The organism is Dermacoccus sp. Tok2021, assembly GCF_019895135.1.
Classification (GTDB): Bacteria; Actinomycetota; Actinomycetes; order Actinomycetales; family Dermatophilaceae; genus Dermacoccus; species Dermacoccus abyssi.
The window spans coordinates 23,250-47,006 of sequence record NZ_JAGTHU010000005.1 but is presented as its reverse complement, the minus strand read 5'-3'; the positions used below and the strand labels follow the sequence as shown (position 1 = coordinate 47,006).

25 protein-coding genes and 1 pseudogene are annotated in these 23,757 nt (G+C 69.0%); 11 read left to right on the top strand and 15 right to left on the bottom strand.

Features of this window, described 5'->3' with window-relative positions:
- Positions 1–131: 131 nt before the first annotated feature.
- The 3 genes from K9D12_RS04605 to K9D12_RS04595 all read right to left on the bottom strand — a co-directional run bounded on the left by K9D12_RS04605 (position 132) and on the right by K9D12_RS04595 (position 2,728).
- A complete protein-coding gene (locus K9D12_RS04605) occupies positions 132–1,400 on the bottom strand; it encodes a Dyp-type peroxidase (RefSeq protein WP_129665877.1) in 1,269 nt (422 codons plus the stop codon).
- A 64-nt stretch (positions 1,401–1,464) separates the two neighbouring features.
- Positions 1,465–2,082 carry a copper chaperone PCu(A)C gene (locus K9D12_RS04600; RefSeq protein ID WP_223059600.1) on the bottom strand — a complete coding sequence of 206 codons (618 nt, stop codon included), beginning with the start codon at positions 2,080–2,082 and terminating at the stop codon, positions 1,465–1,467.
- 100 nt (positions 2,083–2,182) lie between these two features.
- Entirely contained in the window at positions 2,183–2,728 is a 546-nt protein-coding gene (locus tag K9D12_RS04595) for a hypothetical protein (protein ID WP_223059599.1), read from the bottom strand.
- On the opposite strand from K9D12_RS04595, the gene K9D12_RS04590 reads away from it, so the two are divergent.
- From K9D12_RS04590 to K9D12_RS04580, 3 genes are all read left to right on the top strand, one after another.
- Complete coding sequence (locus tag K9D12_RS04590; RefSeq protein ID WP_370633454.1) at positions 2,624–3,385, top strand: dihydrofolate reductase family protein; 762 nt, start codon at positions 2,624–2,626, stop codon at positions 3,383–3,385. The two genes, K9D12_RS04595 and K9D12_RS04590, sit on opposite strands and share 105 nt — an antisense overlap.
- A 166-nt stretch (positions 3,386–3,551) precedes the next feature.
- Positions 3,552–3,860, top strand: coding sequence for a hypothetical protein (locus K9D12_RS04585; protein ID WP_223059598.1), 309 nt, complete (start codon positions 3,552–3,554; stop codon positions 3,858–3,860).
- A gap of 80 nt (positions 3,861–3,940) precedes the next feature.
- Positions 3,941–4,084, top strand: coding sequence for a hypothetical protein (locus K9D12_RS04580; protein ID WP_182434735.1), 144 nt, complete (start codon positions 3,941–3,943; stop codon positions 4,082–4,084).
- 147 nt (positions 4,085–4,231) lie between these two features.
- Here the strand turns inward: K9D12_RS04580 and K9D12_RS04575 are convergent, their stop codons facing one another.
- The 6 genes from K9D12_RS04575 to K9D12_RS04550 form a co-directional block, all read right to left on the bottom strand.
- The gene (locus tag K9D12_RS04575) at positions 4,232–5,116 is read right to left on the bottom strand and encodes an SDR family NAD(P)-dependent oxidoreductase (RefSeq protein ID WP_223059597.1); all 885 of its coding nucleotides are present in this window, start codon (positions 5,114–5,116) and stop codon (positions 4,232–4,234) included.
- 46 nt (positions 5,117–5,162) lie between these two features.
- Positions 5,163–6,533: an NAD-dependent succinate-semialdehyde dehydrogenase gene (locus tag K9D12_RS04570; protein WP_129665865.1), complete on the bottom strand. Its 1,371-nt coding sequence runs from the start codon at positions 6,531–6,533 to the stop codon at positions 5,163–5,165.
- Positions 6,534–6,684: 151 nt separating this feature from the next.
- Positions 6,685–7,704: an FAD-dependent oxidoreductase gene (locus K9D12_RS04565; protein WP_223059596.1), complete on the bottom strand. Its 1,020-nt coding sequence runs from the start codon at positions 7,702–7,704 to the stop codon at positions 6,685–6,687.
- Positions 7,705–7,741: 37 nt separating this feature from the next.
- Positions 7,742–8,302 (bottom strand): rhodanese-like domain-containing protein, encoded by a 561-nt coding sequence (locus K9D12_RS04560; protein WP_047310932.1) that lies wholly within the window; start codon positions 8,300–8,302, stop codon positions 7,742–7,744.
- Between the two features lie 24 nt (positions 8,303–8,326).
- Complete coding sequence (locus K9D12_RS04555; protein ID WP_223059595.1) at positions 8,327–9,124, bottom strand: sulfite exporter TauE/SafE family protein; 798 nt, start codon at positions 9,122–9,124, stop codon at positions 8,327–8,329.
- Positions 9,125–9,129: 5 nt separating this feature from the next.
- The gene (locus tag K9D12_RS04550; RefSeq protein WP_223059594.1) at positions 9,130–10,485 is read right to left on the bottom strand and encodes a rhodanese-like domain-containing protein; all 1,356 of its coding nucleotides are present in this window, start codon (positions 10,483–10,485) and stop codon (positions 9,130–9,132) included.
- 283 nt (positions 10,486–10,768) lie between these two features.
- Between K9D12_RS04550 and K9D12_RS04545 the strand changes: the two genes are divergently transcribed.
- The 3 genes from K9D12_RS04545 to K9D12_RS04535 all read left to right on the top strand — a co-directional run bounded on the left by K9D12_RS04545 (position 10,769) and on the right by K9D12_RS04535 (position 13,759).
- Positions 10,769–11,032, top strand: coding sequence for a metal-sensitive transcriptional regulator (locus tag K9D12_RS04545; RefSeq protein ID WP_047310930.1), 264 nt, complete (start codon positions 10,769–10,771; stop codon positions 11,030–11,032).
- Between the two features lie 77 nt (positions 11,033–11,109).
- Complete coding sequence (locus K9D12_RS04540) at positions 11,110–12,126, top strand: glutathione S-transferase family protein (RefSeq protein WP_223059593.1); 1,017 nt, start codon at positions 11,110–11,112, stop codon at positions 12,124–12,126.
- A 232-nt stretch (positions 12,127–12,358) separates the two neighbouring features.
- Entirely contained in the window at positions 12,359–13,759 is a 1,401-nt protein-coding gene (locus tag K9D12_RS04535; protein ID WP_197078941.1) for a cytosine permease, read from the top strand.
- On the opposite strand, the gene K9D12_RS04530 is transcribed toward K9D12_RS04535, so the two are convergent.
- On the bottom strand, positions 13,710–14,177 hold the full coding sequence (locus K9D12_RS04530; RefSeq protein ID WP_047311255.1) for a carboxymuconolactone decarboxylase family protein: 468 nt from the start codon (positions 14,175–14,177) through the stop codon (positions 13,710–13,712). The two genes, K9D12_RS04535 and K9D12_RS04530, sit on opposite strands and share 50 nt — an antisense overlap.
- Before the next feature lie 266 nt (positions 14,178–14,443).
- On the opposite strand from K9D12_RS04530, the gene K9D12_RS04525 reads away from it, so the two are divergent.
- The 3 genes and pseudogenes from K9D12_RS04525 (at position 14,444) to K9D12_RS04515 (ending at position 17,172) form a co-directional block, all read left to right on the top strand.
- A complete protein-coding gene (locus K9D12_RS04525; RefSeq protein WP_223059592.1) occupies positions 14,444–15,397 on the top strand; it encodes a pirin family protein in 954 nt (317 codons plus the stop codon).
- 33 nt (positions 15,398–15,430) lie between these two features.
- A pseudogene (locus tag K9D12_RS04520) lies at positions 15,431–15,763 on the top strand (GNAT family N-acetyltransferase); the annotation flags it as partial.
- Positions 15,764–15,768: 5 nt separating this feature from the next.
- Complete coding sequence (locus tag K9D12_RS04515; protein ID WP_223059591.1) at positions 15,769–17,172, top strand: NAD(P)/FAD-dependent oxidoreductase; 1,404 nt, start codon at positions 15,769–15,771, stop codon at positions 17,170–17,172.
- Between the two features lie 79 nt (positions 17,173–17,251).
- Here K9D12_RS04515 and K9D12_RS04510 read toward each other — a convergent pair whose 3' ends face one another.
- The 3 genes from K9D12_RS04510 to K9D12_RS04500 all read right to left on the bottom strand — a co-directional run bounded on the left by K9D12_RS04510 (position 17,252) and on the right by K9D12_RS04500 (position 20,610).
- The gene (locus K9D12_RS04510) at positions 17,252–19,159 is read right to left on the bottom strand and encodes a BCCT family transporter (RefSeq protein WP_223059590.1); all 1,908 of its coding nucleotides are present in this window, start codon (positions 19,157–19,159) and stop codon (positions 17,252–17,254) included.
- 189 nt (positions 19,160–19,348) lie between these two features.
- The gene (locus K9D12_RS04505; RefSeq protein WP_223059589.1) at positions 19,349–19,768 is read right to left on the bottom strand and encodes a DUF6157 family protein; all 420 of its coding nucleotides are present in this window, start codon (positions 19,766–19,768) and stop codon (positions 19,349–19,351) included.
- 158 nt (positions 19,769–19,926) lie between these two features.
- A complete protein-coding gene (locus tag K9D12_RS04500) occupies positions 19,927–20,610 on the bottom strand; it encodes a type 1 glutamine amidotransferase domain-containing protein (protein ID WP_118913619.1) in 684 nt (227 codons plus the stop codon).
- 205 nt (positions 20,611–20,815) lie between these two features.
- Here K9D12_RS04500 and K9D12_RS04495 point away from each other — a divergent pair, with 205 nt between their 5' ends.
- Both K9D12_RS04495 and K9D12_RS04490 read left to right on the top strand, forming a co-directional pair.
- Complete coding sequence (locus K9D12_RS04495; RefSeq protein ID WP_225910932.1) at positions 20,816–21,736, top strand: DUF2797 domain-containing protein; 921 nt, start codon at positions 20,816–20,818, stop codon at positions 21,734–21,736.
- 45 nt (positions 21,737–21,781) lie between these two features.
- Positions 21,782–22,198, top strand: coding sequence for a GNAT family N-acetyltransferase (locus K9D12_RS04490; RefSeq protein WP_223059588.1), 417 nt, complete (start codon positions 21,782–21,784; stop codon positions 22,196–22,198).
- Here the strand turns inward: K9D12_RS04490 and K9D12_RS04485 are convergent, their stop codons facing one another.
- Both K9D12_RS04485 and K9D12_RS04480 read right to left on the bottom strand, forming a co-directional pair.
- The gene (locus K9D12_RS04485; RefSeq protein WP_223059587.1) at positions 22,199–23,038 is read right to left on the bottom strand and encodes an alpha/beta fold hydrolase; all 840 of its coding nucleotides are present in this window, start codon (positions 23,036–23,038) and stop codon (positions 22,199–22,201) included.
- Between the two features lie 56 nt (positions 23,039–23,094).
- Entirely contained in the window at positions 23,095–23,694 is a 600-nt protein-coding gene (locus K9D12_RS04480; RefSeq protein WP_118913591.1) for a DUF1648 domain-containing protein, read from the bottom strand.
- Positions 23,695–23,757 lie beyond the last annotated feature (63 nt).

Below are 23,757 nucleotides of genomic sequence, written 5' to 3'. Positions count from 1 at the left end.
CCAGCCACCGCTAGCGTCAACCGCTCGCACATGTGACGCTCGCCGCCGGCGCGCGAAAGCGGCCCCAGCGCGTCCCGTGCTCCCGGCATACGGGGAACTCCCGCCCACGCGGGTGGGCGGGAAGCGCGCCGTCAGGCCTCGACGATGTCCTGACCAAGGTAGCGGCCCGGACGTGGCGCCGCAGGCAGGAGGTAGACCCCCGAGCCGATCGGTGTCGTCCAGGTGTTGAGCAGGTCGGCTTCGGCCAACCGTTGCTGGATGGGGACGAACTGTCTGACCACGTCGGCGCAGAACGCGACGAACACGAGCCCGCGATCACTCGTGCCGTCGTCACGCGCGACCTCGTAGCTGTACGGACGCCGCAGGATCCGCTCACCCGTCTTCTTCGGCATAGCCCGCGGCACGTGCGCCGCAGGGTTAATGACGGTGAGGCCGAGCTCGTCGGTCTTCTCGAGGTCGATCGGATCGGTGGTCTTCGTCCCCGTGAGCGGAGCGCCGTTCGTCAGGCGCCTGCCGATCGCGTTCTCCTGAGCCGTGCGGTCAAGCGACTGCCACACGTCGACGTTCATGCGGATGCGGCGGATGACCATGCCGGTCGTCCCCTCCATCCAGGACGCGCCGGGCTGGGCCGCGTTCCACACGCGGCCCGCCTCGGTGCCCGCGACGTTCGGCTGCTCCATGCCGTCGAGCTGACCGAAGAGGTTTCGCGTCACCCCGCCGTCGCTCGGGCGAGCTCCAGCGGCGAACCCCCGTTGCTGCCAACGCGGGGTTGCCGTGCCCTTGAGTGCGCTGACGAGCTGGCCGACGACGTGACTCACCGTGACCGGGTTGTCGGTGTCGACCTGGACGACGAGATCCGTTTGCTTCCACGGCTTCTCGAAGTCGTCGATCGTCATGGACGGAATGGGCTTCAGCCACGCGGGAGCCTCGGCCCGCATGCCGTCGAGGTCGAAGACGCGGGGGCCGACGCCGACGGCTATCGCCACGTCCCCGGCTCGTGGAGCCAGTTCGTGGGCAACGTCGGGCAGGGGTGACGCGCCCTTGACGAAGCGCGCCGCCGCGTCGTCGAGGACGACGAGGGCGCGACGCAGTTCGTCCTTCGTCGCGTCGTCCGGTAGGTCGAGCCCGACCCAGTGCGCGTGCGTGCCGGGCTTCGTCGTGACGCCGCTCTGACGCGGCGGCCCGGAGGCCACCGTCCAGGTGGCGCGTTGGGCCGATGTCGCCGCCGACGACGAGTTCGACGCCGACGACGAGCCGCGAGACTGCGCCTCGCAACCGGTGAGCGCCAGGGCGCCGAGGCCGGAGAGCGCGCCGGCGACAACGCCTCGTCGCGTGGGACGAACTGCCGGCGTTCCGTCGTCGCTCGTCACCGGGCAGGGGCCGGCGAAGAAGTTCTCCATGGGTTCCTCCGGACCGGGCGCGGGGCGTGAAGCCTCGCGCCCGGCCGTGTCGGGACGAGTGGGATCAGTGCGACGACGAGTGCGTCATGCCGGGCATTTCTGACGTGCCCGATGCACCGGACGACGGCGACGCGTCACCCGACCCGGCGTCGGAGTACTTCTCCTTGGCGCCGTCGTAGGCCCGCACGGGGAACGTCAGCTTCGTGCTCGAACCGTCCTTGAAGGTGACGGTGAGCTGCTGCTCGTCGCCGGCCGCGAGCGCCTTGCTCAGCTTCATGAACATGAGGTGGTTGCCACCAGGGGCGAGCTTCAAGGTGCCACCGGGCGCCAGCGTGAAGTTCGACGTCTGCTTCATCTCCATGCCGTTCGCGGTCTTCGTCGTGACGTGGAGTTGGACGGGCCCGGCGTCGCCGCTCGCGCCGGTGATGACGACGGGCTCGTTACCCGTGTTCTTCCAGGTGCCGAAAGCGGCGCTCATGCCGCTTTCGGCTGCCTTGGCCCAACCGTCTGAGGCTTTGAGGGAGGTCGCCATCGTCACCTTCGACGAAGTGGACGACGTGCTCTGGGGGCTCTTCGACGACGCAGTGTCGTCCTTCGAACAGGCTGCGGCCGTGAAGGCGAGCGGGGCGATGAGCGCGGTGGCGGCGACTCGGGGAACGGTGGGCAGGGTGGAGCGAATCATGGTGAGGTCTTTCGTTTCTCGTGCCGCGCGCAGGCGGCGGCGCCGCGATCACTCGGGGTGCGCAGGTAGCGCGTCCCGGTGAGGGCGCGTGGGGTGGGAATCAGTGCGAGAGAACGAAAACCGCAGGCGGCGCGCGGGAGGCGCGAGGGCTGCGCACAAACGTCGGACGAGGCACTCGGACGGCGTCGAAAGCCGTGTGGCGAACGACGAACTGGCCCCAGGCGGGGACGACGAGGTGCGGCAGGACGCCGCGCAGTGTCCACGCGAGTGCGCGTTCGCCGTACGCGAGACACAGCGAGAAGAGCACGGTGGCGACGATGTGAGCGGCCGCCATCTGCGGCCAGCCCTCGTCGGCCTCGACAAGTTGCGGTTGCACATGGTGCCCGGCCGGCATCGACATCGTCATGACGGCGTGCAGCAGAACCTGCGCGAGGCCCATGACGACGACGATCTGGGCGAAGCTCCAGCGGCGCCTGCTCAGCGTGAACATGATCGGCGTGCCGACGGCGGCGAGAAGGACGAGCAGCCCGACGGGCGCTTCGTGGGCGCCCCCGACGACGTGGGCGATGCCGGCGCTACAGGCCGTGAGGGCGGCAACGAGCAGGCTGCGCAGAAGGCGCACCGTCGTCGTCGGCCCGAGGCTCATACGTTCAGCCTATGGCACTGCCCTTTCGCGTTTGCGGGCGCGTGGCAGCCTTGGGCGAAGCCGAGCGCCCCGCCCGAGAGGAACCCCCTGCGCCCCATCGTCGTCACCGAATTCATCAGCCTCGACGGCGTCGTCGACTCCCCCGGCGGCGGTGCGTACGAGCACGCGGGCTGGACGTTCAAGGACATCGAGTTCGTCCCGGAGGCCTACGCCGTCAAAGGTCGCGAACAGGAGGAGGCCTCTGCGCTGCTCCTGGGCCGCGTGACGTTCGAGGAGTTCGCCCCCGTCTGGCCGACGATGGACGACTTCGCCACGTACAACGCCATGCCGAAGTACGTCGTCTCGCGGACGTTGGACGATGCGGCCGTCACCGACATCGACTGGGCCGACTGCCACGTGCTGCGTTCGCTTGACGAGGTCGCAAAGCTCAAGGAGGCCGACGGCGGCCCGATCCTCGTCCACGGTTCGGCGGCCCTCGTTCAGAGCCTGTTGGCTGCCGGGCTCGTCGACGGGTTCACGCTGCTCGAGTTCCCCGTCGTCCTCGGTTCGGGTAAACGGCTGTGGGCCGAAGGGATCGGTCGAACGGATCTACGCCTTCGCAACACCGAGACGTACTCCAACGGCATCCGGCTCGCGGAGTTCGACGTCGTGCAGTGAGGGCGCGCGCAGCTTAGGCCGACGAATTTCCGTCGTCTGACGTAGGCTCGACAAATTAAGAGACGGTCGTCCGACTCACGATTTCTCCGCCGAGTGGAACTCGCATAACTCGAACTTTGGGGACGTGAAAGTAGGAAACCAGACGGTTTCTCATTATTCTCAGTTCATGAAGACCCAGCTGGCCCAGCGACGCGCATCGACCACCCCGGTCGTGCGCGTAGAGGAGGCCCTGCGCAACGCAGGCGCCTCGGTGCTGGCCGCCACCAGAATCCTGGCCTCCCCGTGGATCCTCTTCGCCATCGCGTACCAGACGTACATCTACTTCACCACGGGCACGTGGTACTTCCTGGGCGCTCCCACCCCCATCGGCATGTTCAACCGCGTCGTCCTCATGGGGGTTCTTCTCGGAGCGACCCTTGGCGCCACGATGCTGTTCAGTGCCGCTCTTTTACGCAAGAAGCGCCCACGCAAATAAGCACCCTTATGGGTGTAGGTGACTATTACGTCAACCGCGTAACGTCATGCTGATATCCTTTTCTCAGAAAGGTTTCAGCCATGATCACCCTCGGGCTCATCCTGCTCATCATCGGCCTCATCGCGAAGATGTCGATCCTGTGGACCATCGGCCTCGTCCTCATCGTCGTGGGCCTCATCCTCAACCTCGTGCCGATCGGTGGAACGCGTCGACGCGTCTTCTGATCCACACCGTCAGCTGCCTCGGATGAGGGGGAACCATCCGGCGCGAACCGAGCACACGTCACCTGAATTTCGCGGAGCGCCCCGGTGATTCGGGAAAGGTCAGGTTGTGCGCGATATTTCACGCACAACCTGCACGTTGGCGATCAGTCAGGGATGACGCTCGCCCTCACCGGCGAGGATGCTCGCGTAGCCCTCGCGGAAGGTCGGGTAGGTGAGGGTGAAGCCCGTTCCACGCAGGCGCGCGTTGCTCAGCCGCCGGGTGGCCGAGGGGCGCGCCGCGCCCTCGTGCTCCGTGAACGGCTCGGTGTCGACGCCGAGTTCGCGGGCGAGAAACGTCGCAACCTCGCGCGCCGGAGCAGGTGCGTCGTCGGTGAGCAGGTACAGCTCGTCGGCTTCGGCGCTCACCGTGAGCAGGTGGACGACGGCCGCCGCGGCGTCGTCGCGGTGGATGCGGTTCGTCATGCGGTCGGGGTCGGCGAGGTTGCCGGCACGCACCTGGTCGATGAACCACTCGCGTCCCGGTCCGTAGAGACCGCTGGGGCGCACGACGATGCCCCGCGTTCCCACCGGCAGGCCCGCGAGGAAGTTCTGCTCGGCCTCGGCGAGCACGCGGCCCGTGGGGGTGTCCGCCGCTTCGGACGAGGTTTCGTCGACCCACGCGTCGCCGTTCTGCGCATGCCCCATCGCGCCGGTCGACGAGACGAACAGGGCCCGCTCCGGCGCCCAGCCGCGTGCTGCGACGTCACGCAGAACGGCGTCGACACCGTCGAGGAAGGTGGCACGGTACCGCTCTTCACTTCGGCCGCCCGCGGTGAGGCAGATGACGAGGAGGCGTGGACCGTCACCAGCACCGTCGAAGGCGGGCAGATCAGGCAGTCTGTCCGAAACGTCGCCCGCCACACCGACGAGCGGAGCGGGCACGAGTGCTGCCCGTCGTCGGACGGCGACGACGCAGCGCCCGGCCGCAGCGAGACGAAGGCCGATCTCGGTGCCGAGGTCGCCGGCGCCGATGAGGAGCGTGTCAGCAGTCATGCCACCAGTCTCCCCGCCGGCGACCGGCGCGTCGAAGAACCCTCGATCAGGAGGCGACTCGGACGAGCTTCGTGTTGGCGAATTCGGTGAATCCCCATCGTCCGAGCTCGCGCCCGTACCCGGAGCGGCGCACGCCGCCGAAGGGCAGACCGGCCTTTGTCGTGCCGTGTTCGTTGACGTAGGTCATGCCGACCTCGAGGCGCCGAGCGATCTCTTCAGCCTTCTCGACATCCTTGGCCCAGACGGAGCCGGACAGGCCGAACGACGAGTCGTTGGCCACGCGCACGGCTTCGTCGACTGAGCTGTACGGGAAGATCATCGCGACCGGGCCGAAGATCTCCTCGGCGTACGCGTCCATCTCGCTCGTGACGCCGGTGATCACGGTCGGCGCCATCCATGCGCCGTCCTTGTCGAGCGCATCACCGCCGGCACGCAGCGTCGCGCCCTCGGAGACGGCCTTGCGCACCTGCTCGACGACGCCGTCACGCGCCTCGATCGACGACAGCGGACCCATCTCGGTGGCTTCGTCGAGCGGGTCGCCGACCTTGAGCTCCCCGACCGTCGTGACGACGACGTCGGTGAACTCGGCGAACATGGCCTGCGGCACGAAGATTCGCTTCGGCGAGTTGCACGCCTGCCCGGCGTTGCTCATCCGCGCCTTGGCGACCGCCTCGGCCGTCGCTGCGACATCCACGTCGTCGAGGACGATGAGCGGGTCCGACCCGCCGAGTTCGAGCACGCTCTTCTTGAGGTTCTTCGCCGCCGTTTCCGCGACGGCGATTCCGGCGCCCTCGCTCCCGGTGAGGGAGACGCCGCGCACCCGCGAGTCCTCGATGATGCTCGTCACCTGGTCGTTGCTGACGAAGAGGTTGATGTACGCGTCCTCGGGTACCCCGGCAGCGTGGAGGATCTCCTCGATGAGCACAGCGGACGAGCCGCAGATCGACGCGTGCTTGAGCAGAATCGTGTTGCCCAGCATGAGGTTCGGCGCCGCGAAGCGGGCCACCTGGTAGTGCGGGAAGTTCCAGGGCATGACGCCCATGAGCACACCGATCGGGTCGGTCACGACGACGGACGACGCCTCGTCACCGATGTCGAGCTTCTCCTCCTCAAGCAGGGCGGGGCCGTGCTCGCCGTACCAACGGAAGATCGAGCCGGCCAGCTCGACCTCGCCCTTGGCTTCTGTGAGGGGCTTGCCCATCTCCGTCGCGATGGTGCGCGCCAGTTCGTCAGCTCGCTCGTCGTAGGCATCGGCGACGCGCTTCATGGCGTCGGCGCGCGTCTGAGCCGATTCACGACGCCAAGTGTCGAAAGCTGCGTGGGCACGTTCGACGGCTGCGCGCACGTCGGCGTCGGAGGTGGAGTCGAACTCCTTCTCGACGACGCCGGTGGCGGGGTTCTCGATGCGGTAGGTCATGGATCTCCCTTCGTGCTTCGTGAAGTGATCTCACTTCTCACGAGGGGGAACAGTGGGTCGTCGAGAATCATTCAATTCAAATGAGATTCAACCCGCAGGGGTGTGTGGTTCCACGTGAAACATCCCTGGGGCACACGACGGGATCAGGTGCCTACTTCGTGCCGAGCCGCCGCCACAGGAGATCGCGGGTGGGCGACAGGGCAACCCGCATTCCCCACCCGGCCGCCGTGCGGGCGACCTGGGTGACGGGCAGTCGGCGCACCTGCCACGATGCGAGCGACCGATTGGTGTTCAGGGTGCGCGCCAGGCAGGCCGCATCGAGGACGGCGTCACTCGCACCGCGTCCCAGGTTCGGCAGAGCGGCGTGGGCGGCGTCGCCGATGACGACGTACCGCCCGGAGACGTAGCGATGCATCGGCGGCGTGACCCACAGGCGGGTCGCGAGTGTGTCATCGCCCGCGGCGTCGAGCACCTCCCGCAGATGCGGGGCAGCCGCGGCGAAGCGCTCGCGCGCCTCGGCGACCACGGTCGTCACGTCGAGCGGCTCCGGGCCGAGGTCGCTCACGTGTCCGGTGAACCAGTAGAGCGCATCCCCGACCGGCGCGAGCCCGAACAGCGTTCCGGCGCCCCAGTACTCACCGACCAGTGGCCGCAACCTGCCGGCCGCAGCGCCGGCGGGCACGATGCCACGCAACGTGACGTAGGGCGTCTCACGACGCTCGGCCGCGCCGGGCTGGACGAGGCCCCGCACCCGCGAGCGCACGCCGTCAGCGCCGACGACGAGGTCGGCGTCGAGGGTGCTCGGATCGGTGACCTCGGCCATCACGCGACGAACGCTTCCGGGCACAGCCGCAGCGAGCGCCTCCATGAGGGCCGGGCGCATCACCATGGCGAGATCCGGGCCGCGGACCGTCGCGACGCGGGCGCCGTCGAGGCGGTAGAGGCCGCCGTGGTCGGCCTTCGTCGGCGCGGGAAGTGCGACACCGAGGCGCGTGAGCGTGCGGCGAGCGCCGGGCCACAGGCCGAGCGCGGCACCCGTCGTCCGCTCGGGTTGGGCCTCGACGAGAGTGATGTCGAAGCGCGACGGGTCGAGCGCCGCAGCCAACGTCAGGCCCGCGATTCCGCCGCCGACGACGGCGACATGGGTCAGTCCGGAGGGCGCGTCACTCATGCGCCATACGGTAGCGGGACGAGTGAGGGGCTCGCCCTCAACGCAGCTGAGCCGTCACCTGGCGCACCGACGGCGCGCCGGCACCCTGGTTGTAGGGCAGCTTCGACAACAGGTTGCCCATGGCGCAGGTGTTCGACAGGGCCGCGAAGACGAGACCCCCGCCGACCGCGCCCGAGAGCCATTTCGCCTTCGGCACGAGCGTGCTCGCCAGCACACCCGTGGCGACGAGGGAACCCGCCACGAGGCGCACCTGCCGCTCGAGATCCCAGCGTGCCTCGCCGTACTCGACGTCCTGGCCGGCGTCACGCCACGCCTCGAAGCCACCCTCGAGCACCGACGTGCGGGTGACACCGACACCGGCGAGTGCTCGCTGAGCGCGCTCGGCGCGCGGCCCGGCGCGGCAAATGAGCACGGCGTCCCTGTCGATACGACCACCGATGACGGCGGCGTTCGCGTCGAGCAGATCGACCGGCACGTTGATCGAGCCGGGGATGTGGGCGGTGCCGTACTCGGCAGGCGTTCGCACGTCGAGCAGGAGCAGGTCGTCCGAGTTCGCCGAGGCGAGGCCGGCGGCGTCGATACGGGGCGTGATGGTCATGGGGGTTCTCCTTCGAGAGGTTGATCAGAACAGGTGAGGAATGCTGCGCCACGCCGTGTAGAACGAGACGAGCAGAAGTAAGGACGCGAACCCGAGTTGCAGGGTACGTTTCGGGATCTTCGTCATGAGTCGGCCACCGACGAGCGCACCCGCGACGGCCATGGCGAGGAAGGGCGTCACGATCGACCAATCGATGACGCTCCCACCGGAGGAGTGGAAGAGAAACGAACTGACGCTGTTGATCGTGACGACGAGCAGCGACGTACCGACGGCAAACGGCATGCCGTAGCCGAGAACCAGAGTCAGAGCCGGGACGATGGTGAATCCACCACCGACGCCGAAGAAGCCGGTGAGCAACCCTACCCCGGTCGCCGTCACGACGAGCTTCATGATTCCGCCGACGTCACACCTGCCCTCGTCGTGGAAGTGAAGCACGTCGCGAGGCCGGTCCTCGACGTCTGCGGAACCCACGAGCGCCTTGCGGATCATGAGTGCCGCGACGACGACGAGCAAGCCGGCGAACATCGCGAGCAGGAGGTTGCCGTCCACCCCGGCCGCTGCGCGGGTGCCGAGGTAGGCGCCGCCGACGCCCAGCACACCGATCGTCACGCCCTGGCCCCACTGCACGGCGCCGCGACGATGGTGCGGCACGAGACCGACGAGGGAGCTCACACCGACGATGACGAGCGACGCCGTCGTCGCCTCGTGCGGATCCTTGCCCACCGCGTACACGAGCACCGGGACGGTGAGGACGGCGCCACCTCCGCCGAGGCCACCGATGAGAAGCCCGACGACCACCCCAGCGACAAGAGCGATGAGCACGAGGATCAGCCTGCCACCAGGCTCAGGCCCGTCTCGGCTGCATTCGCGAAGCTGTCATCGACGGCGACCACGTGGTGGCCCGCAGCTGCGAGGAGGGAGGACGCGATCGAGGCGCGGTAGCCACCTGCGCAGTGCACCCACAGTTCGCCGGAAGGAATCTCGTCGAGGCGCTCGAGCACGTCGTGAAGCGGCACGTTGACGGCGCCGTCGATGTGGGACGGGCCGAACTCGTCGGCGCGTCGCACGTCGAGGACGGTCACTTCGCGGTGGTGACGCACCTGAGCGAGGTCGGCGAACGTGGCGCGCTCGAACGACTGGAGCGCCTCGTCGGTCCACTTCTGCGGAGCGCCCGTGGCCTGCCCCCGGAGGCGCTCGATGCCGATGCGCACGAGTTCGCGCTGCGCTTCGGCGACCTGCTCGGGGCTGTCCCCGAGCAGTGTGAGCGAGGCGCCCCAGGGCATGATCCAGCCGAGGTACGTGGCGAACTGGCCGTCGACGCCGAAGTTGACCGTGCGGCCGACGTGCCCCTTGGCGTACGCCTCGCGATTGCGCAGGTCGACGACCCACTCCCCGGCTTCGAGGGAGGCACGGATCTCATCCTTGTCGACGGTGGCGGGCAGGGTGAGATCAGGGGCGTCCTGCGGAGCGTCGGCGTTCGCCGGCCCCATGTGCGCGTAGTACGCGGGCCACTCGGACAGGCCGGCGAGGATCTCCTCGACCCACTCGTCCTCGCTCTTCGTCAGGGCCGGGTTGGTGCGCTTCTCGGTGCCGATGGTCGAGGAATCGGCGTCGGACTGCGTCGCGGAACAGAAGCTGCCGAAACCGTGTGTCGGAAGCACCTGCGCCTCGTCGGGCAGTTCGGAGGCGAGGCGCTGGACGGAGTCGTACTGGTGGTGGACGAGTGCGTCGGTGTTCTCCTCGCCGAGCAGGTCGGGGCGCCCGGTCGAGCCGAACGTCAGCGATCCGCCGGAGAAGACGCCGATCGTGCCCTCGTCGCCGGCGAGGGCGTACGACAGGTGGGTGAAGGTGTGGCCTGGTGTCGCGAGGACGGTGACGCTCATGCTGCCGACGGTGACGACATCACAGTCACGCACACCGACGCGCTCGAACGAGACCTCGTCGTCCGCGTTGACGTGGTACGTAGCGCCTGTCTCGTTCGCGAGCGCCCGGCCCCCGGTGACGTAGTCGTTGTGGACGTGCGTCTCGAAGACATGCGTGATGCGCACCCCTTCGCGCTCCGCCACCGCGAGGACGCGGTCGACGTCGCGTTGCGGGTCGACGACGAGGGCGACCTCGCCGTCGTGGGCCAAGTAGGAGCGGTCGCCGAGTGACGGCGTGTCGATCGGGACGATGGCAACCATCGTGCCCTCCTTCCGCGCGACCACCGGGCCGCGTCTCGCTTCGATTTATACCCCCTGGGGTATCTGGCTCCATTAGATCACATATACCCCCACCCGTATCAAGCGGGGTGCCTTCGCCCGCATTTCCGCGGATTCCGCTACGGATGATCCGGGGAGCGCCCGACGTTGACGGGAGCGACATTCGATACCCCACCCCGTATGCTGGGACTCTGCGTCGCCGGGGCGGCACCGTCTCCCTCGGGCACCACCGAGGCCCCGCGACCACCGAACCGAAAGGCTTGCCATGCAGCTCTCACCCGATGACATGACGCCCGTGCTCAACCGCCTCAAGCGGGCTCAGGGTCAGCTCGGCGGTGTCATCCGACTCATCGAGAGTGGCGCCGAGTGCCAGGACGTCGTCACGCAACTCGCCGCGACGAGTCGCGCCCTCGACAGGGCCGGCTTCGCCATCCTCTCCTCGGGGCTGCAGCAGTGCCTCGCCGAGGAGGGTTCCGTCAGCGAGGAGAACGCCAAGACGCTCGAGAAACTCTTCCTCACGCTCTCCTGATCCACACGCCTGCGACTGTTCGCGGCGGCGCACAGGGCGCTACGGTCGAAGGGCAATCCGATGAGAGGTGGGGACTCATGGCCGACAAGAGCGGCTCCTACAAGCGCGACACCAACTACATCCAGACCCGCATCACCCGCGACGGCGAGGACGGCTACCCGGTGGAGGCGCACCGCTACCGCCTCGCCGCGGCACGTGCGTGCCCGTGGGCGAACCGTGCGCTCATCGCGCGCCGCCTCTACGGCCTCGACGACGTCATCTCCGTCGCCATGGCCGGCCCGACCCACGACGAACGCAGCTGGACCTTCGATCTCGACCCGGGCGGCGTCGACCCCGTGCTCGGCATCCACTTCCTGCGCGACGCCTACAACAAGCGCTTCCCGAACTACGAGCGCGGCATCACAGTGCCCGCCATCGTCGACGAGCGCACCGGCGAGGTCGTGACGAACGACTTCAACCAGATGACGCTCGACTTCGGCACTGAGTGGAAGGAATTCCACCGCGCGGGCGCACCCGATCTTTACCCCGAGGCACAGCGCGAGGAGATGGACGAGCTCATGGAGTTCGTCTTCCACACCGTCAACAACGGCGTCTACAAGTGCGGCTTCGCGACATCGCAGGAGGCGTACGACAAGGCCTACGACGAACTCTGGTCAGCGCTCGACCAACTCGAGAAGCGGCTCGAGTTGCGTCGCTACCTCATGGGCCCGAGCATCAGCGAGGCCGACGTTCGCCTCTACCCGACGCTCGTGCGCTTCGACGCCGTCTACCACGGCCACTTCAAGTGCAACCGGCAGAAGCTCGACGAGCTGCCGAACCTGTGGGGTTACGCCCGAGAGCTGTTCCAGACGCCGGGGTTCGGAGACACGAACGACTTCGTGCAGATCAAGGAGCACTACTACATCGTCCACACCGACGTGAACCCGACGGGTATCGTCCCGAAGGGTCCGGCGTTGGATGGCTGGCTCACCCCGCACGGACGCGACCACCTCGAGGCCAACACGTGGGGCGACGGCGGCACGCCTCCCCCGCCGCCGCTCAAGGCCGAGGTCGTCGACCCAGCGAACACGCCCCTGCACGTCGAAGGCCGCTGAAGCGCGGCGAACGCTGGGTTCTGTAGACGTTCGGCGTCGCATGTGACGCCGAACGTCTACAGAATCGGTCCACCCACCCGGCAAACCTGTCCCCAACCCGCCGTGGCACGTCCGTGCCAAACGAGATTTCTGGCACTTTCGCGCCGATAGTCTGCCGATGCGTCATCCGGCGCATCGACGACCCGCGCTAGCCGCCTCCCCCGGCGCAGCCCGGCAGGAGGGAAGCACGCCAGTGAGTACCGCGAGCGCCGCTACGCAGAACGAGGGCACCGCCGCCCGACGCACCCCCGACGTGGACGACCTCCACGACGTGCCCACGACCCTCGAGGGCGGGCCGGCCCCGCGCAACCTCGGCCTGCTCGACCAGCTCGGCATGTGGGGCAACCTCGGCATGAGCCTGCTCGCGTTCGCGGGCGCCATCGTCGTCCTGCAGCCCCTGGGCGAGCCCGGCATGGGGATGGGGCAGGCCGTGCTCGCGCTCGTCGTCGGCACCCTCGTCGGCACGGCCGGCGTCTCCGCGATGGCCCTCGCGTCGTCGCAGCAGGGTCAGCCCGCCATGGTCATGCTGCGCGGCCTGTTCGGCGGCCGCCTGTCGTACGTGCCGACGGTGTTCAACATGATCCAGCTCCTCGGCTGGGGCACGTTCGAGATCGTCACGACGACGATGGCCGCCCGCACCCTGTGGCCCGAGCTGCCGCGCTGGCCGATCGTCGTCGTCATCGGCGCCGTGACGACGCTGCTCGCGCTCTACCCGCTGCGTTGGGTCAAGGTGCTGCGCAAGTACGTGACGGTGGCGGTCATCGTCACGCTCATCTATCTCGCCTCGCAGCTGCTCACCCGCGACGTGCCGGCCCACGCCGGGCACGGTTGGGGCGGCTGGATGGTGGCCGTCGACGCGATCATCGCGCTGTCCGTCTCGTGGGTGCCGGTCGCCGGCGACTACGCGCGCCACTCCACGTCCCACCGCGCCGCGGTGCTCGGCAGCTACCTCGGCTACTGCGTCACCCAGATCGCGGTCTACTCGATCGGCATCATCACCCTGCTGCTGGCCGGCGGCAACGGCGACGCCGTGTTCTCGATCTTCCTCGGCGTCGCGGGCGGCTCGCTGTGCTTCCTCGTGCTGACGCTGCGCGAGATCGACCAGTGCTTCGTCGACGTCTACTCGACGACGGTGTCCCTGCAGAACATCGCGCCGCGCCTCGACCGTCGCCTCATCTCGATCGCGCTCGGCGTCACCTCGACGGTGCTCGCCCTCGCCGTCGACATCTACGGCTTCGCGCACTTCCTCGCCCTCATCGGCTCGGTGTTCGTGCCGCTGCTCGGCGTCTTCCTCGTCGACTACTACCTGTTCGGCGGGCGTCACCGCTGGAACACCACCGTCGACGCACCCTCGCGTCCGCTCATGCTCGTCGCCTGGGCAGCCGGGTTCGTCGCCTACGAGCTCGTCGCGCCCGGCACGCTCGGCGCGTGGTCGGACATGTGGCGTTCCATCGGCGAGGCCATCGGCCTCAGCGCACCGACGTGGCTGAGCGCCTCCCTCGTCGCGTTCGGCGTGGCGGCACTCGCCACGATCGTCGTCGAGATCAGCGGCGGCGGCGCGGCGGGTGCGCGCTCGCGATCGACACGCGGTTGAACGCGTTGATGAGCACGATGGCCCACTCGAGGGCCGCGAGCGCCTCCGTCGACATGACGTCCGACGCGTCAGCGATGGCCGCGCGCAGATCGAGTTCGCGCGGGTTGGTGAGGGCCTCGGCCAGCTCCAACGCCGCGCGCTCGACGTCGGTGTAGAGGTCGGCGTCACGCCACGCGGGCAGCAGGTCGATCTTGAGCGGGTCGACGCCGGCGTCGCGGGCGGCGGGCACGTGGACGCTCAGGCACGTCACGCAGCCGTTGATCTGCGAGACGCGCGTGTTGACGAGCTCGATGAGCCCGACGTCGAGGCCGGCCTCCTTCGACGCGGCGCGCGAGCTCTTCGCGGCCTCGATCATCGCCGCGTGCGTGAGGGGCTGAACCTTGTCGATGTAGGGGCGCTCCGGGTCGCCACCGCTCATGTCGGACTCCTTCTCACCGCACCGCACCGTGGGCGGCCCGGCCGAATCGTTCGGGGGACGGGCCCAACCTAACGGCCATCGGCCCCGAGACGCCGACCGACGTTGCCGGGGCGCCGACGGCGTCATACGTTTCAGATGCACGCTCGTGTCCGCGACGCGCCCCGAGCGGGGTGCGGGAAGGGGTAGGCGCCGCGAGTCGTTGCACCGAACGTGCCCGCCGCGCCGTCCGCCAGGACGACGCACCGCGAGGAGAAACGAAGGTTCACATGAACGACGTCCAGGTACTCGAGGCCCGTCAGGTTCCCCTCGGCGGCATGCGATCGCTCGAGGTGCGCCGCACCCTTCCGCACAAGGATCGCTCCTTCGTCGGCGCGTGGTGCTTCGTCGACCACTACGGCCCCGAGCCCGTGCGCGACCTCGAACGCGACGGCATGGACGTGCCGCCGCACCCGCACACCGGCCTGCAGACGGTCTCGTGGCTGTTCGACGGCGAGATCGAGCACCGCGACACCGGCGGCGTGCACGGCATGGTGCGCCCCGGCGAGATGAACCTCATGACGAGCGGTCACGGCATCGCCCACTCGGAGGTCTCGACGCCGGAGACCGACACACTGCACGGCGTCCAGCTGTGGGTTGCGCTGCCGGACGCCGACCGCGAGACGGCACGCGCGTTCGAGCACCACGCCCCAGACGACGTCGACCTCACCGGTGACGACGGTGGCTTCGCCGGCGTCGCGCTCGTCTTCCTCGGTGAGCTGCCCGGCGTCGATCGCTCGCCCATGACGACGTACACGCCGTTGCTCGGCGCAGAGCTGCGCCTCGAGGCGGGCACCGAACTCACCCTCGACGTCGACTCGTCGTTCGAGCACGCCGTCCTCGTCGACTCCGGCGACGTGACGTTCGAGGGGACGCAGCTCAAGCGCGGCGACCTCGCGTGCCTCGACCCGGGCCGCTCGCAGCTGCACTTCTCGATCGGCCAGTTCCCCGCCCGTCTCGTTCTGCTCGGCGGCGAGCCGTTCGAGGAGGAGATCGTCATGTGGTGGAACTTCGTCGGCCGCAGCCACGAGGAGATTGTCGAAGCCCGTGAACAGTACGAGGCCGGGGACCCGCGCTTCGGCCACGTCGAGGGCTACACCGGCAAGACCGACCGCATTCCGGCACCGCCCATCCCGCCTGTCCACCTGCGCCCGCGCAACCGTCGCGGCCGTATCGGCGGCTGACCCCGCCTCCGATCCGACCGTCCCGACGCACCCAGATCCCCCGAGGAGATCGCCATGTCCGACCTGACCATGAAGCACAACACCGAAGCCAACCGCTACGAGGCGTGGGACGGTGACGCGCTGGCCGGTTTCGCCGAGTACCAGCTCACCGACGAGCTCGCCGTGTTCACCCACACCGAGGTCGACCCGGCTTACGAGGGCAAGGGCGTCGGCTCGCAGATCGCCCGTTTCGCGCTCGACGACGTGCGTGACGAGGGCACCCGCAAGGTGCTGCCGCTGTGCCCGTTCATCAAGGGCTGGATCGGTCGTCACCGCGAATACGTCGAGCTCGTCTACGGCGCCCCCGCCACCACCGCGAAGGACTGACCCGGATGACTGACACTGACGAACTCAACGCCGACGTCGTCGTCATCGGCGGCGGGCCGGTGGGCGAGAACGTCGCCCAGTACGCCGTCGAGGGTGGCCTGAGCGCCGCGCTCGTCGAGGGCGAACTGCTCGGCGGCGAGTGCTCGTACTACGCGTGCATGCCGAGCAAGGCGCTCCTGCGCCCCATCGACGTGGCCCACACGACGGCGCACCTGCCCGGCGTCGAAGACGCTGCCGTCCAGCCGAAGGAGCTCCTCGCCCGCCGCGACACGTGGGTGTCGCACTACGACGACTCCGGCCAGGTGAAGTGGGCCGACGGCGCCGACATCACGCTCGTGCGCGGCCACGGCCGCATCGTCGGGGAGAGGCGCGTCGAGGTCAGCGGCCCCGACGGCACGCGCACCGTCACGGCCGAGCGCGCTGTCGTGCTCGCGACCGGCTCGGTGCCGGTCGTTCCGCCCGTCTTCGACGGCGTGAGCCCCTGGGGTTCGCGTGACGCGACGGGCGTCGTCGAGGTGCCCGAGCGGCTCCTCGTCGTCGGTGGCGGCGTCATCGCCGTCGAAGCGGCCACGTGGATGGCGGCCCTCGGTTCGCAGGTGCGCATGCTCGTGCGCGGCCCGGCACTGCTCGAGAAGAACGAACCGTTCGCGGGCGACATCGTGCGCTCCGCCCTCGAGAAGGCGGGCATCGCCGTCGTCCTCGGCGCCGACGTCACGTCCGCCGTTCGTGAGCACGCGGACGACACGGGCCTGGGGCGCGTCCACGGCGGCGAGGTGACGGTGACGACGTCCGCGTCGGGCACGTTCACCGCTGACGAGGTTCTCGTCGCGACCGGACGCCGCCCCAACCTCGCCGACGTCGGCCTCGACGCGCTCGGTCTGTCCGCCGACGACGTGCGAAGCGGCACCTTGCCCGAGTGGCTGCACGCCGTCGGCGACGCCGGCCCCGGCGCCCCGCTCACCCACATGGGCAAGTACGAGGCGCGCGTGCTCGGCTCGAAGCTCGCGGGTGCCGACGAGGCTCCCGCTCCCGCCAACGTGCCGGTGCCGCAGGTGGTCTTCACCGACCCACAGGTCGCCTCCGTCGGCCAGAGCGAGGCCGAGGCGCGCTCCGCGCTGGGCGACGACGCCGTCGTCACCTCCGAGGTGGGCTTCGGCACCGCCGCCGGAACGTCGCTGCTGCGTGACGATGCCGACGGGCGCGCGAAGATCGTCGTCGACCGCCGTCGCGGCGTCGTCATGGGCGCCACGTTCGTCGGCCCGGACGCGGCTGAACTGCTCCACGCCGCGACGATCGCCATCGTCGGCGAGGTGCCTGTCAGCGTGCTGCGTCACGCCGTGCCGAGCTACCCGACGGCGTCGGAGCTGTGGTTGCGCATGCTCGAACAGCTCCCGCGCGACCTGCGCTGACGCGGGTTCGATCCGGCCGCCCACAACGAACGGCGGGCCACCCCTCGTGAGGGTGGCCCGCCGTTCGCGTGCCGCAGCGTCAGTCGGCCTCGGGAGGACGCGACGTCGGGGCGCCGCGTCCGCCGCCGCGCGGTGACGTCGTCCGCGAGATGCGGTAGTCGATGCGCGGCTCGACGTGGCGGCCGAAGTGCTCGTTGAAGCTCTCCTGGAACTCCTGTTGCAGCGCTCGGATGCGCTCAGCCGTCTCGTCACGACGGCGCAGCGCCAAATCCGCACGCAGCGCTCGCAGCGTGGCGAAGCACATGAGGATGAGCACCGCGCTGAACGGCAGCGCCGTGGCGATCGCCGCGGACTGCAGCCCGCTCAGACCGCCCGCGAGGAGCAGACCGATGGCGAGCGCACCCTCGAGCACAGCCCACAGCACACGCGACCAGGTCGGCGGGTTGGGGTGACCGCCGGAGGCCAGCATGTCGACGACGAGCGAACCCGAGTCGGAGGAGGTGATGAAGAAGACCGCCACCAGTGCGATGGCGAGGATCGACAGCACCGAACCGAGCGGCAGGTCCTTGAGCACGGTGAACAGCACCGTCGAGGCGTCCACGCCCTCCTTCGGGTCGACGAGACCGCCCTTGCCGAAGAGCTCACGGTCGAGGCCCGTGCCACCGAGCACGGAGAACCACAGGAACCCGACGATCGTCGGCACGAACAGCGTGCCCGCGATGAACTCGCGGATCGTGCGACCGCGCGAGATGCGCGCGATGAAGACACCGACGAAGGGTGCCCACGAGATCCACCAGCCCCAGTAGAAGATCGTCCAGCTCGCGTTCCAGGTGGCGCCCTTCTCACCCGTGTAAGCACCGACGTCGAACGTCATGTTCAGCACGTTGGCGAGGTAGACGCCGAGCGACTCGACGAAGTTCTGGAAGAGGAACAGCGTCGGGCCGAGCAGCAGGATGGAGATGAGCAGCAGGCCCGCGAAGCTCAGGTTGATGTTCGACAGGTACTTGATGCCCTTGCCGAGACCCGAGACGCACGAGAGCGTCGACAGGAACGTGATGACGACGATGAGCGTCACGAGCACGGCGTTGTCGGTGTTGTCGACGATGCCGATCGACTTCATGCCCGACGCGATCTGCTGCACGCCGAGACCGAGCGACGTGGCGACACCGAAGACGGTGCCGAAGATGGCGAGGACGTCGACGAGGTCGCCGAGCCAGCCCTTGACCCGATCGCCGAAGAGGGGCTCGAGGGCCCAGCGGATCGAGATCGGACGACCACGGCGGTGGATGGCGTACGCGAGCGCGAGACCGATGACGGCGTAGACCGCCCACGGGTGCAGACCCCAGTGGAGGAAGGTCTGCGCCATGGCGAGTTGCGCCTTCTCCGTCTCGCTGCCCTCCCAGCCGGGCTTCGGGTCACTCGTCGCGTAGGTGAGCGGTTCGCCGACGCCGTAGAAGACGAGGCCGATGCCCATGCCGGCGGCGAAGAGCATCGCAAACCACGACAGGAGCCCGAACTCAGGGTCTTCCCCGTCGCGGCCGAGACGGATGGTGCCGTACTTGCTGAAGCCCACGAACGCCGTGAAGGCGATGAAGAAGCCGATCGCAAGCATGTAGTACCAACCGAAGTTGGTGACGATCCACGACTGCATGTCGACGAGGACGTCACTCGTCGATTCCGGGGCGGCGATGCCGACCACGGCGACCGCGAGGATGACGATGAGCGCCGGCCAGAAGACCCGCGGGGAAACCATTCCCTTGCCGAGGCGAACTCCCTGGAGCTTCAGCTTCTCGGTGATGGTCTCGTCGTCGTCCTCCTCCGCGATCTGCAGGTGCGGGGCGATCGGCTTGGCCGAGTCGCGCACCTCGACGTCGAGTTCAGGGAAGGAACTCTGCAGGGTGGACGAGTAAGTGGACGCGTGTTCGTCGAACGCGGACGCGCCCTGTGATGCTTCGCTCTCTGGCGGAGCGTCGGATGAGTTCGCCATGTGACCTCCTTGTCGTCAACAGGTCACGGCAGCCCCCACAGCGGGCCCGTAGGCAAGGCGAAGAAAGCGCTGCCGCAACGGATTCGCCTTTCCACCTTGTCACCGATGTGCGGTTCACCCAAGACGGAAGGGGTGGGGTTCCTCACCCCTCAAGGCTCTGAGGTGCTTCAGAGAGCGCTCGAAAACCGCTCAACGACGCGACTTCATGGACGGGTGCTTGGTCACGGCGTCGTCCTCGACGAGTTCGGCGTAACGGGGCGAGTCGACGGCCACGAGCGCGACGCGGCTGTCGGCGTCGAAGTGGAAACCCCACCCGTACGTCTTCGCCAGCGGTGACGTGCGCAGGCACGGTTGACCGTTGGAGAAGAAGGCCTCGCGTGCGGCGTGACGCTCGCCGTCCGGGACACCGCTGCGATCGGCGCTCACGGTGAACAGAACGTCGTCGCTCGTCAGTTCGTAGTCATGCCCATGGAGCAGCGCGAACTGACGCTCGGCCACGCTGCCCTTGCCGGTGGGCGGCGGCGAGCCCGCCACGGCGCGGGTGCCTGGCGCGACCGTGATGAGAGTGTCGGCGTAGTTGGTGGTGTGCCCGCCGTCCGGAGTCTTCATGAATCGAGCATGACACCCGCCACCGACAACGTGACTCCACGCGCCTCGGGTGCGGAGCCTGCCTTGGGCAGAGTTCGGTGCGGTTGGGTAGTCGCACACCCTGCCCAACCGCACCGAGATCGACCCAGCGCCCTGAGGCGCTCGGGCGCGGCGACGCGTCAGCCCAGGCGCTTCTTGAGCTCCTCGGCGAGGGGCTTGCTGGAGGCCGGGTTCTGGCCGGTGAGCAGGTCGCCGTCGACAACGACGTTGGGCTGCCACGCTTCACCGACGGAGAGTTCGGCGCCGTCCTCACGGAGGCGGTCTTCGAGCAGCCACTTGGCGTTGTCGGCGTTGCCTCCTGCACGCTCCTCCTCGTTGGAGAAGGCGGTGAGCTTGCGGCCCTTGACGACCGGGTCGCCGTTCTCGTCCCGCGCGGGCAGCAGCGCCGCCGGGCCGTGGCAGACGATGGCGACGGGCTTGCCCGCTGCGAGGGTGTCGGCGATGAGCTTGCCGGACGTGGCGTCGACCGCGAGGTCCTCCATCGGGCCGTGACCGCCGGGGTAGAAGACGGCGTCGTAGTCGTCGAGTGCGACGTCGGACAGGTTGAGCGGCTGCTTGAGCGCGTCGATGGCGTCGAGCTCGGGCCGCACGTCGTTGCCGTCGTTCATCTCGGGGGCGAGGCTCGCCTCGTCCGCGACGGGTGCGACGCCGCCGGGCGTCGCGAACTCGACGGTGTCACCGGCCTCGGTGAAGAGGCGGTACGGGGCGAGCAGCTCCTCGGCCCAGAATCCGGTGGGGTGCTGCGTGCCGTCCGCGAGCGTCCAGTTCGTGGCTGCGCTGACGACGAAGAGAATCTTCGACATGTCGAACTCCTTGTTCGGGGTCGTGGTTCGCAGGAGCCAACAGGGAACGAGCCGCACATGTTCCGCCGAACTAGTGGGCAGCTGATACATTTCGGTGCACGTGACGCACTCTGAACCCGCTCACAACGCATCAGGCGCGCCGAACTGCGTCAGCTGCGACGACCGGCCAACTCGACCCGACCGCCACCGTGGTTTGCTGGGCACCATGCACGACTACTTCTGGCGCTCCGACGCCCCTGCTCTCGTGCAGACCACCTCGTGGGCGGGCGGTGAGCCGCACCTCGTCGTCCTGACCGACCACGGCGAACGGCTCCGCGCGCCGATCATGGACCGCCGCATGGCGTTCCGCGTCCAGCCCGACGTCCGCTTCTGCACCGGCCGCTTCGACGCAGCCCGCCCCGGGGACGCCCGTCACGTGCCCTGCGACGGGCGGCGCACCGTCACCGTCGGAGTGCAGTGCGAGCAGTGTGCCCAGCGCGACGACTCGCGCTTCATGCATCACGTGCACCGCGGGGGCTACGTGCCCGAGTCGCTGACGGGCTATCTCGCGCGGCCGCATTGGCTCTACATCGCGACATTCGCGGACGGCGCGAGCAAGGTCGGCACCGCGTCGGCGTCGCGCGGGAGGGCACGCCTCGACGAGCAGGGCGCCGTGCGTGCCACCTACATTGCCCGAGCAGCCGACGGCACCGCCGTCCGCGTGCACGAGGACGCGGTGACGGCCGAGACCGGCATCCCGCAGACGAAACACAGGAGCAGCAAGGCCGGGTCTCTCACGAAACCGCTCTCCCGCGAGCGCCTCGACGGCGCGCACGCCGACGCGGTCGAACACGCCCGCGCGTTCCTCCAAGCCAGTGGCCTCGAGCTCGCGCTCGACCCGTGGGACCCACCAGCGCAGCACGCGGGGTTCTTCACCGGGGACGGTGTGTTCGGCACGTACCCGCACCCGCTCAGCCGCGGCGAACACTGCCTCACCCCGACCGCTGTTGTCGGCGGTGTCGCGCTCGTCACCGTCAATGACGACGACGCCCCACTCGTCGTCGACCTCGACGCGCTGCGCGGGCGACGCATCGCCCCGGCGGACGTGCGCTCCCCGGAGACGATGAGCCAGCAGAGCCTGTTCTGAGGCCACTGTTCACCACGACGACCCCCTGACCCGAGAGGAGCCACCGTGCACCCCGACTACGACCTCACGCTCTCGCCTCCGCCGCTCGCGGATTACCTTCGGCTGCGCGCCGATTCGGGCCTGTCACCCGTCACCGAGGCCCAGGGCGAACCGCCGCTCGTGAACTCGTGGGCGTGGGTGCACGTGCGCCACCGCGCGAGCGGCGAGGTTGTCGCGATGGGCCGCGTCATCGGCGACGGCGGGTGGTACTTCCACATCGCCGACATGGCGACGCTGCCCGAGCACCAGAAGAAGGGCCTCGGGCAGGCGGTGCTCGAAGCGCTCCTCGAGAAAATCCGCGAGGAAGCGCCGCCTCGCCCCTACGTCACGCTCATGGCCGACGAGCCGGGGCGACCGCTCTACGCGAAGCTCGGTTTCGTCGAGACGGCCCCGCACTCGCTCGGCATGATGCTGCCGCGCTGATCAGCCGCGCACCCGGGCGAGAATCGCGTCGGCCAACGGCTCCGGCTGCAAATCGCTGATCCAGTGCCCCTCGTCGAGTTCGACGAAGGTGTACGGCGCGTTGACGAAGTCGGCCGTGCCCTCGGCGGCACGGCGCCCGAAGGCCACGTCGGTGTTGCCCCAGACGTACGTCGTCGGCACGGTGACGGGGCCAAGCGCGAGGCCCGTCTCGGGGCGGTAGGCGCGGTAGTAGTTGAGGACGGCGGTGAGGGCGCCGGGCTGGCCGAGCAGACGCAGATGCTCGTCGAGGCGCGCGCCGCCGAGGTTGCCGATCATCCGGCGCAGGTACGCCCAGTCGTCGGCCGCGAGCTTCTCCTCGGCCACCCCCTCCTGACGTAGGAGGTTGATGTACTGCAGCTTCTCGTGCTGCTCGGGGTCTGCCATCGTGGCGCGCACGACGGCCTGCGGGTGCGGGGTGCTGACGGCGGTGTACGTCGTGAGGAACTCGGGGTGCTCGCCGGCAACGAACCACCCGATGATGCCGCCCCAGTCGTGGCCGACCAGGTGCACGCGCTCCGTGCCGAGCGCCTCGATCATGCCGACGACGTCTCCGCTGAGCTGCTCCACGCCGTACGCCTCGACGCCCGCGGGGCGCGCACCGGGCGCGTAGCCGCGCAGGTTCGGGGCGACGACGTCGTAGCCCGCCTCGGCGAGAATCGGGCCCACGTCGCGCCACTGGGCGTTCGACTCGGGCCAGCCGTGCAGCAGAAGGATCGTCTCGCCGTCGCTCGGGCCGCAGCGCAGCGCGTCGAAGGTGAACTCGCCCACGACGAGTTCGTCGTCTCTCCACATCTCAGCCATGCCCCCACTGTGCCCTGCCGCGCCGACACTCGGGGCGATTGGGGCGACGCATGTGCTCAGTCGACGGTGTCGGTCGGCGTGTAGCGACTGCCCAGCATCCGGGTGACCAGGAAGGTGAGCATGCCCACCACGAACAGGAGGAGCACCCCGCCGATGAGCCAGCCGGGCATGGCGCCACCGGGTTGATGTGCGGCCCAGCCCGTCGTCGCGGTGATGAGGGCGAAGAGCGCGAAGATGAGCGCCGACAGAAGCACCATGTCCTCCCGCATCAGCCGCTCGAGCGTGCGCAACCGTTGCGGTGTGCGCAGCCACTCCTCCTTCTGCGGCGCGTTGATGCTCTGGGGCCAGCGCATCACCAGCCCGCTGACGAGCACCAGCAGAGCCGAGATGGCAATGGGCGTGAGAACGAACAGGGCGATGGCGCCCGTGCGGCTCGACCACCCGTCGGGCGTCTCACCCGACCAGTGCGTCGGAACCCGCTCCGGCAGCTTCGTCGCGACCACCGCCACCGTCACGGCCCACACCGCGACGACGAGCCCGAGACATCCCAGCACGCCCCGTTCGAGCTGTTCCCGCGGGAGGTCTCGTGCTTCCTGCGCGACGCGACGAACCTCCTCCGGCGACGGGCCGACGTCGAACGCTGACTTCTTGCTCATGTCTCGACGCTAGCGCCGAGACTCAGGGTGCGCCTCCGCCCAGAGGCGGAAATCCGCGCGGCA

Bases quoted from the DNA above. Each gene is read 5' to 3' on its own strand.
- K9D12_RS04515 (WP_223059591.1), top strand. From the start codon at position 15,769: ATGACTGACACTGACGAACTCAACGCCGACGTCGTCGTCATCGGCGGC.
- K9D12_RS04575 (WP_223059597.1), bottom strand. From the start codon at position 5,116: ATGACTGCTGACACGCTCCTCATCGGCGCCGGCGACCTCGGCACCGAG.
- K9D12_RS04570 (WP_129665865.1), bottom strand. From the start codon at position 6,533: ATGACCTACCGCATCGAGAACCCCGCCACCGGCGTCGTCGAGAAGGAG.
- K9D12_RS04580 (WP_182434735.1), top strand. From the start codon at position 3,941: ATGATCACCCTCGGGCTCATCCTGCTCATCATCGGCCTCATCGCGAAG.
- K9D12_RS04560 (WP_047310932.1), bottom strand. From the start codon at position 8,302: ATGACCATCACGCCCCGTATCGACGCCGCCGGCCTCGCCTCGGCGAAC.
- K9D12_RS04565 (WP_223059596.1), bottom strand. From the start codon at position 7,704: ATGAGTGACGCGCCCTCCGGACTGACCCATGTCGCCGTCGTCGGCGGC.
- K9D12_RS04500 (WP_118913619.1), bottom strand. From the start codon at position 20,610: ATGTCGAAGATTCTCTTCGTCGTCAGCGCAGCCACGAACTGGACGCTC.
- K9D12_RS04485 (WP_223059587.1), bottom strand. From the start codon at position 23,038: ATGGCTGAGATGTGGAGAGACGACGAACTCGTCGTGGGCGAGTTCACC.
- K9D12_RS04495 (WP_225910932.1), top strand. From the start codon at position 20,816: ATGCACGACTACTTCTGGCGCTCCGACGCCCCTGCTCTCGTGCAGACC.
- K9D12_RS04525 (WP_223059592.1), top strand. From the start codon at position 14,444: ATGAACGACGTCCAGGTACTCGAGGCCCGTCAGGTTCCCCTCGGCGGC.
- K9D12_RS04480 (WP_118913591.1), bottom strand. From the start codon at position 23,694: ATGAGCAAGAAGTCAGCGTTCGACGTCGGCCCGTCGCCGGAGGAGGTT.
- K9D12_RS04545 (WP_047310930.1), top strand. From the start codon at position 10,769: ATGCAGCTCTCACCCGATGACATGACGCCCGTGCTCAACCGCCTCAAG.
- K9D12_RS04510 (WP_223059590.1), bottom strand. From the start codon at position 19,159: ATGGCGAACTCATCCGACGCTCCGCCAGAGAGCGAAGCATCACAGGGC.
- K9D12_RS04585 (WP_223059598.1), top strand. From the start codon at position 3,552: ATGAAGACCCAGCTGGCCCAGCGACGCGCATCGACCACCCCGGTCGTG.
- K9D12_RS04595 (WP_223059599.1), bottom strand. From the start codon at position 2,728: ATGAGCCTCGGGCCGACGACGACGGTGCGCCTTCTGCGCAGCCTGCTC.
- K9D12_RS04530 (WP_047311255.1), bottom strand. From the start codon at position 14,177: ATGAGCGGTGGCGACCCGGAGCGCCCCTACATCGACAAGGTTCAGCCC.
- K9D12_RS04600 (WP_223059600.1), bottom strand. From the start codon at position 2,082: ATGATTCGCTCCACCCTGCCCACCGTTCCCCGAGTCGCCGCCACCGCG.
- K9D12_RS04540 (WP_223059593.1), top strand. From the start codon at position 11,110: ATGGCCGACAAGAGCGGCTCCTACAAGCGCGACACCAACTACATCCAG.
- K9D12_RS04505 (WP_223059589.1), bottom strand. From the start codon at position 19,768: ATGAAGACTCCGGACGGCGGGCACACCACCAACTACGCCGACACTCTC.
- K9D12_RS04550 (WP_223059594.1), bottom strand. From the start codon at position 10,485: ATGGTTGCCATCGTCCCGATCGACACGCCGTCACTCGGCGACCGCTCC.
- K9D12_RS04605 (WP_129665877.1), bottom strand. From the start codon at position 1,400: ATGGAGAACTTCTTCGCCGGCCCCTGCCCGGTGACGAGCGACGACGGA.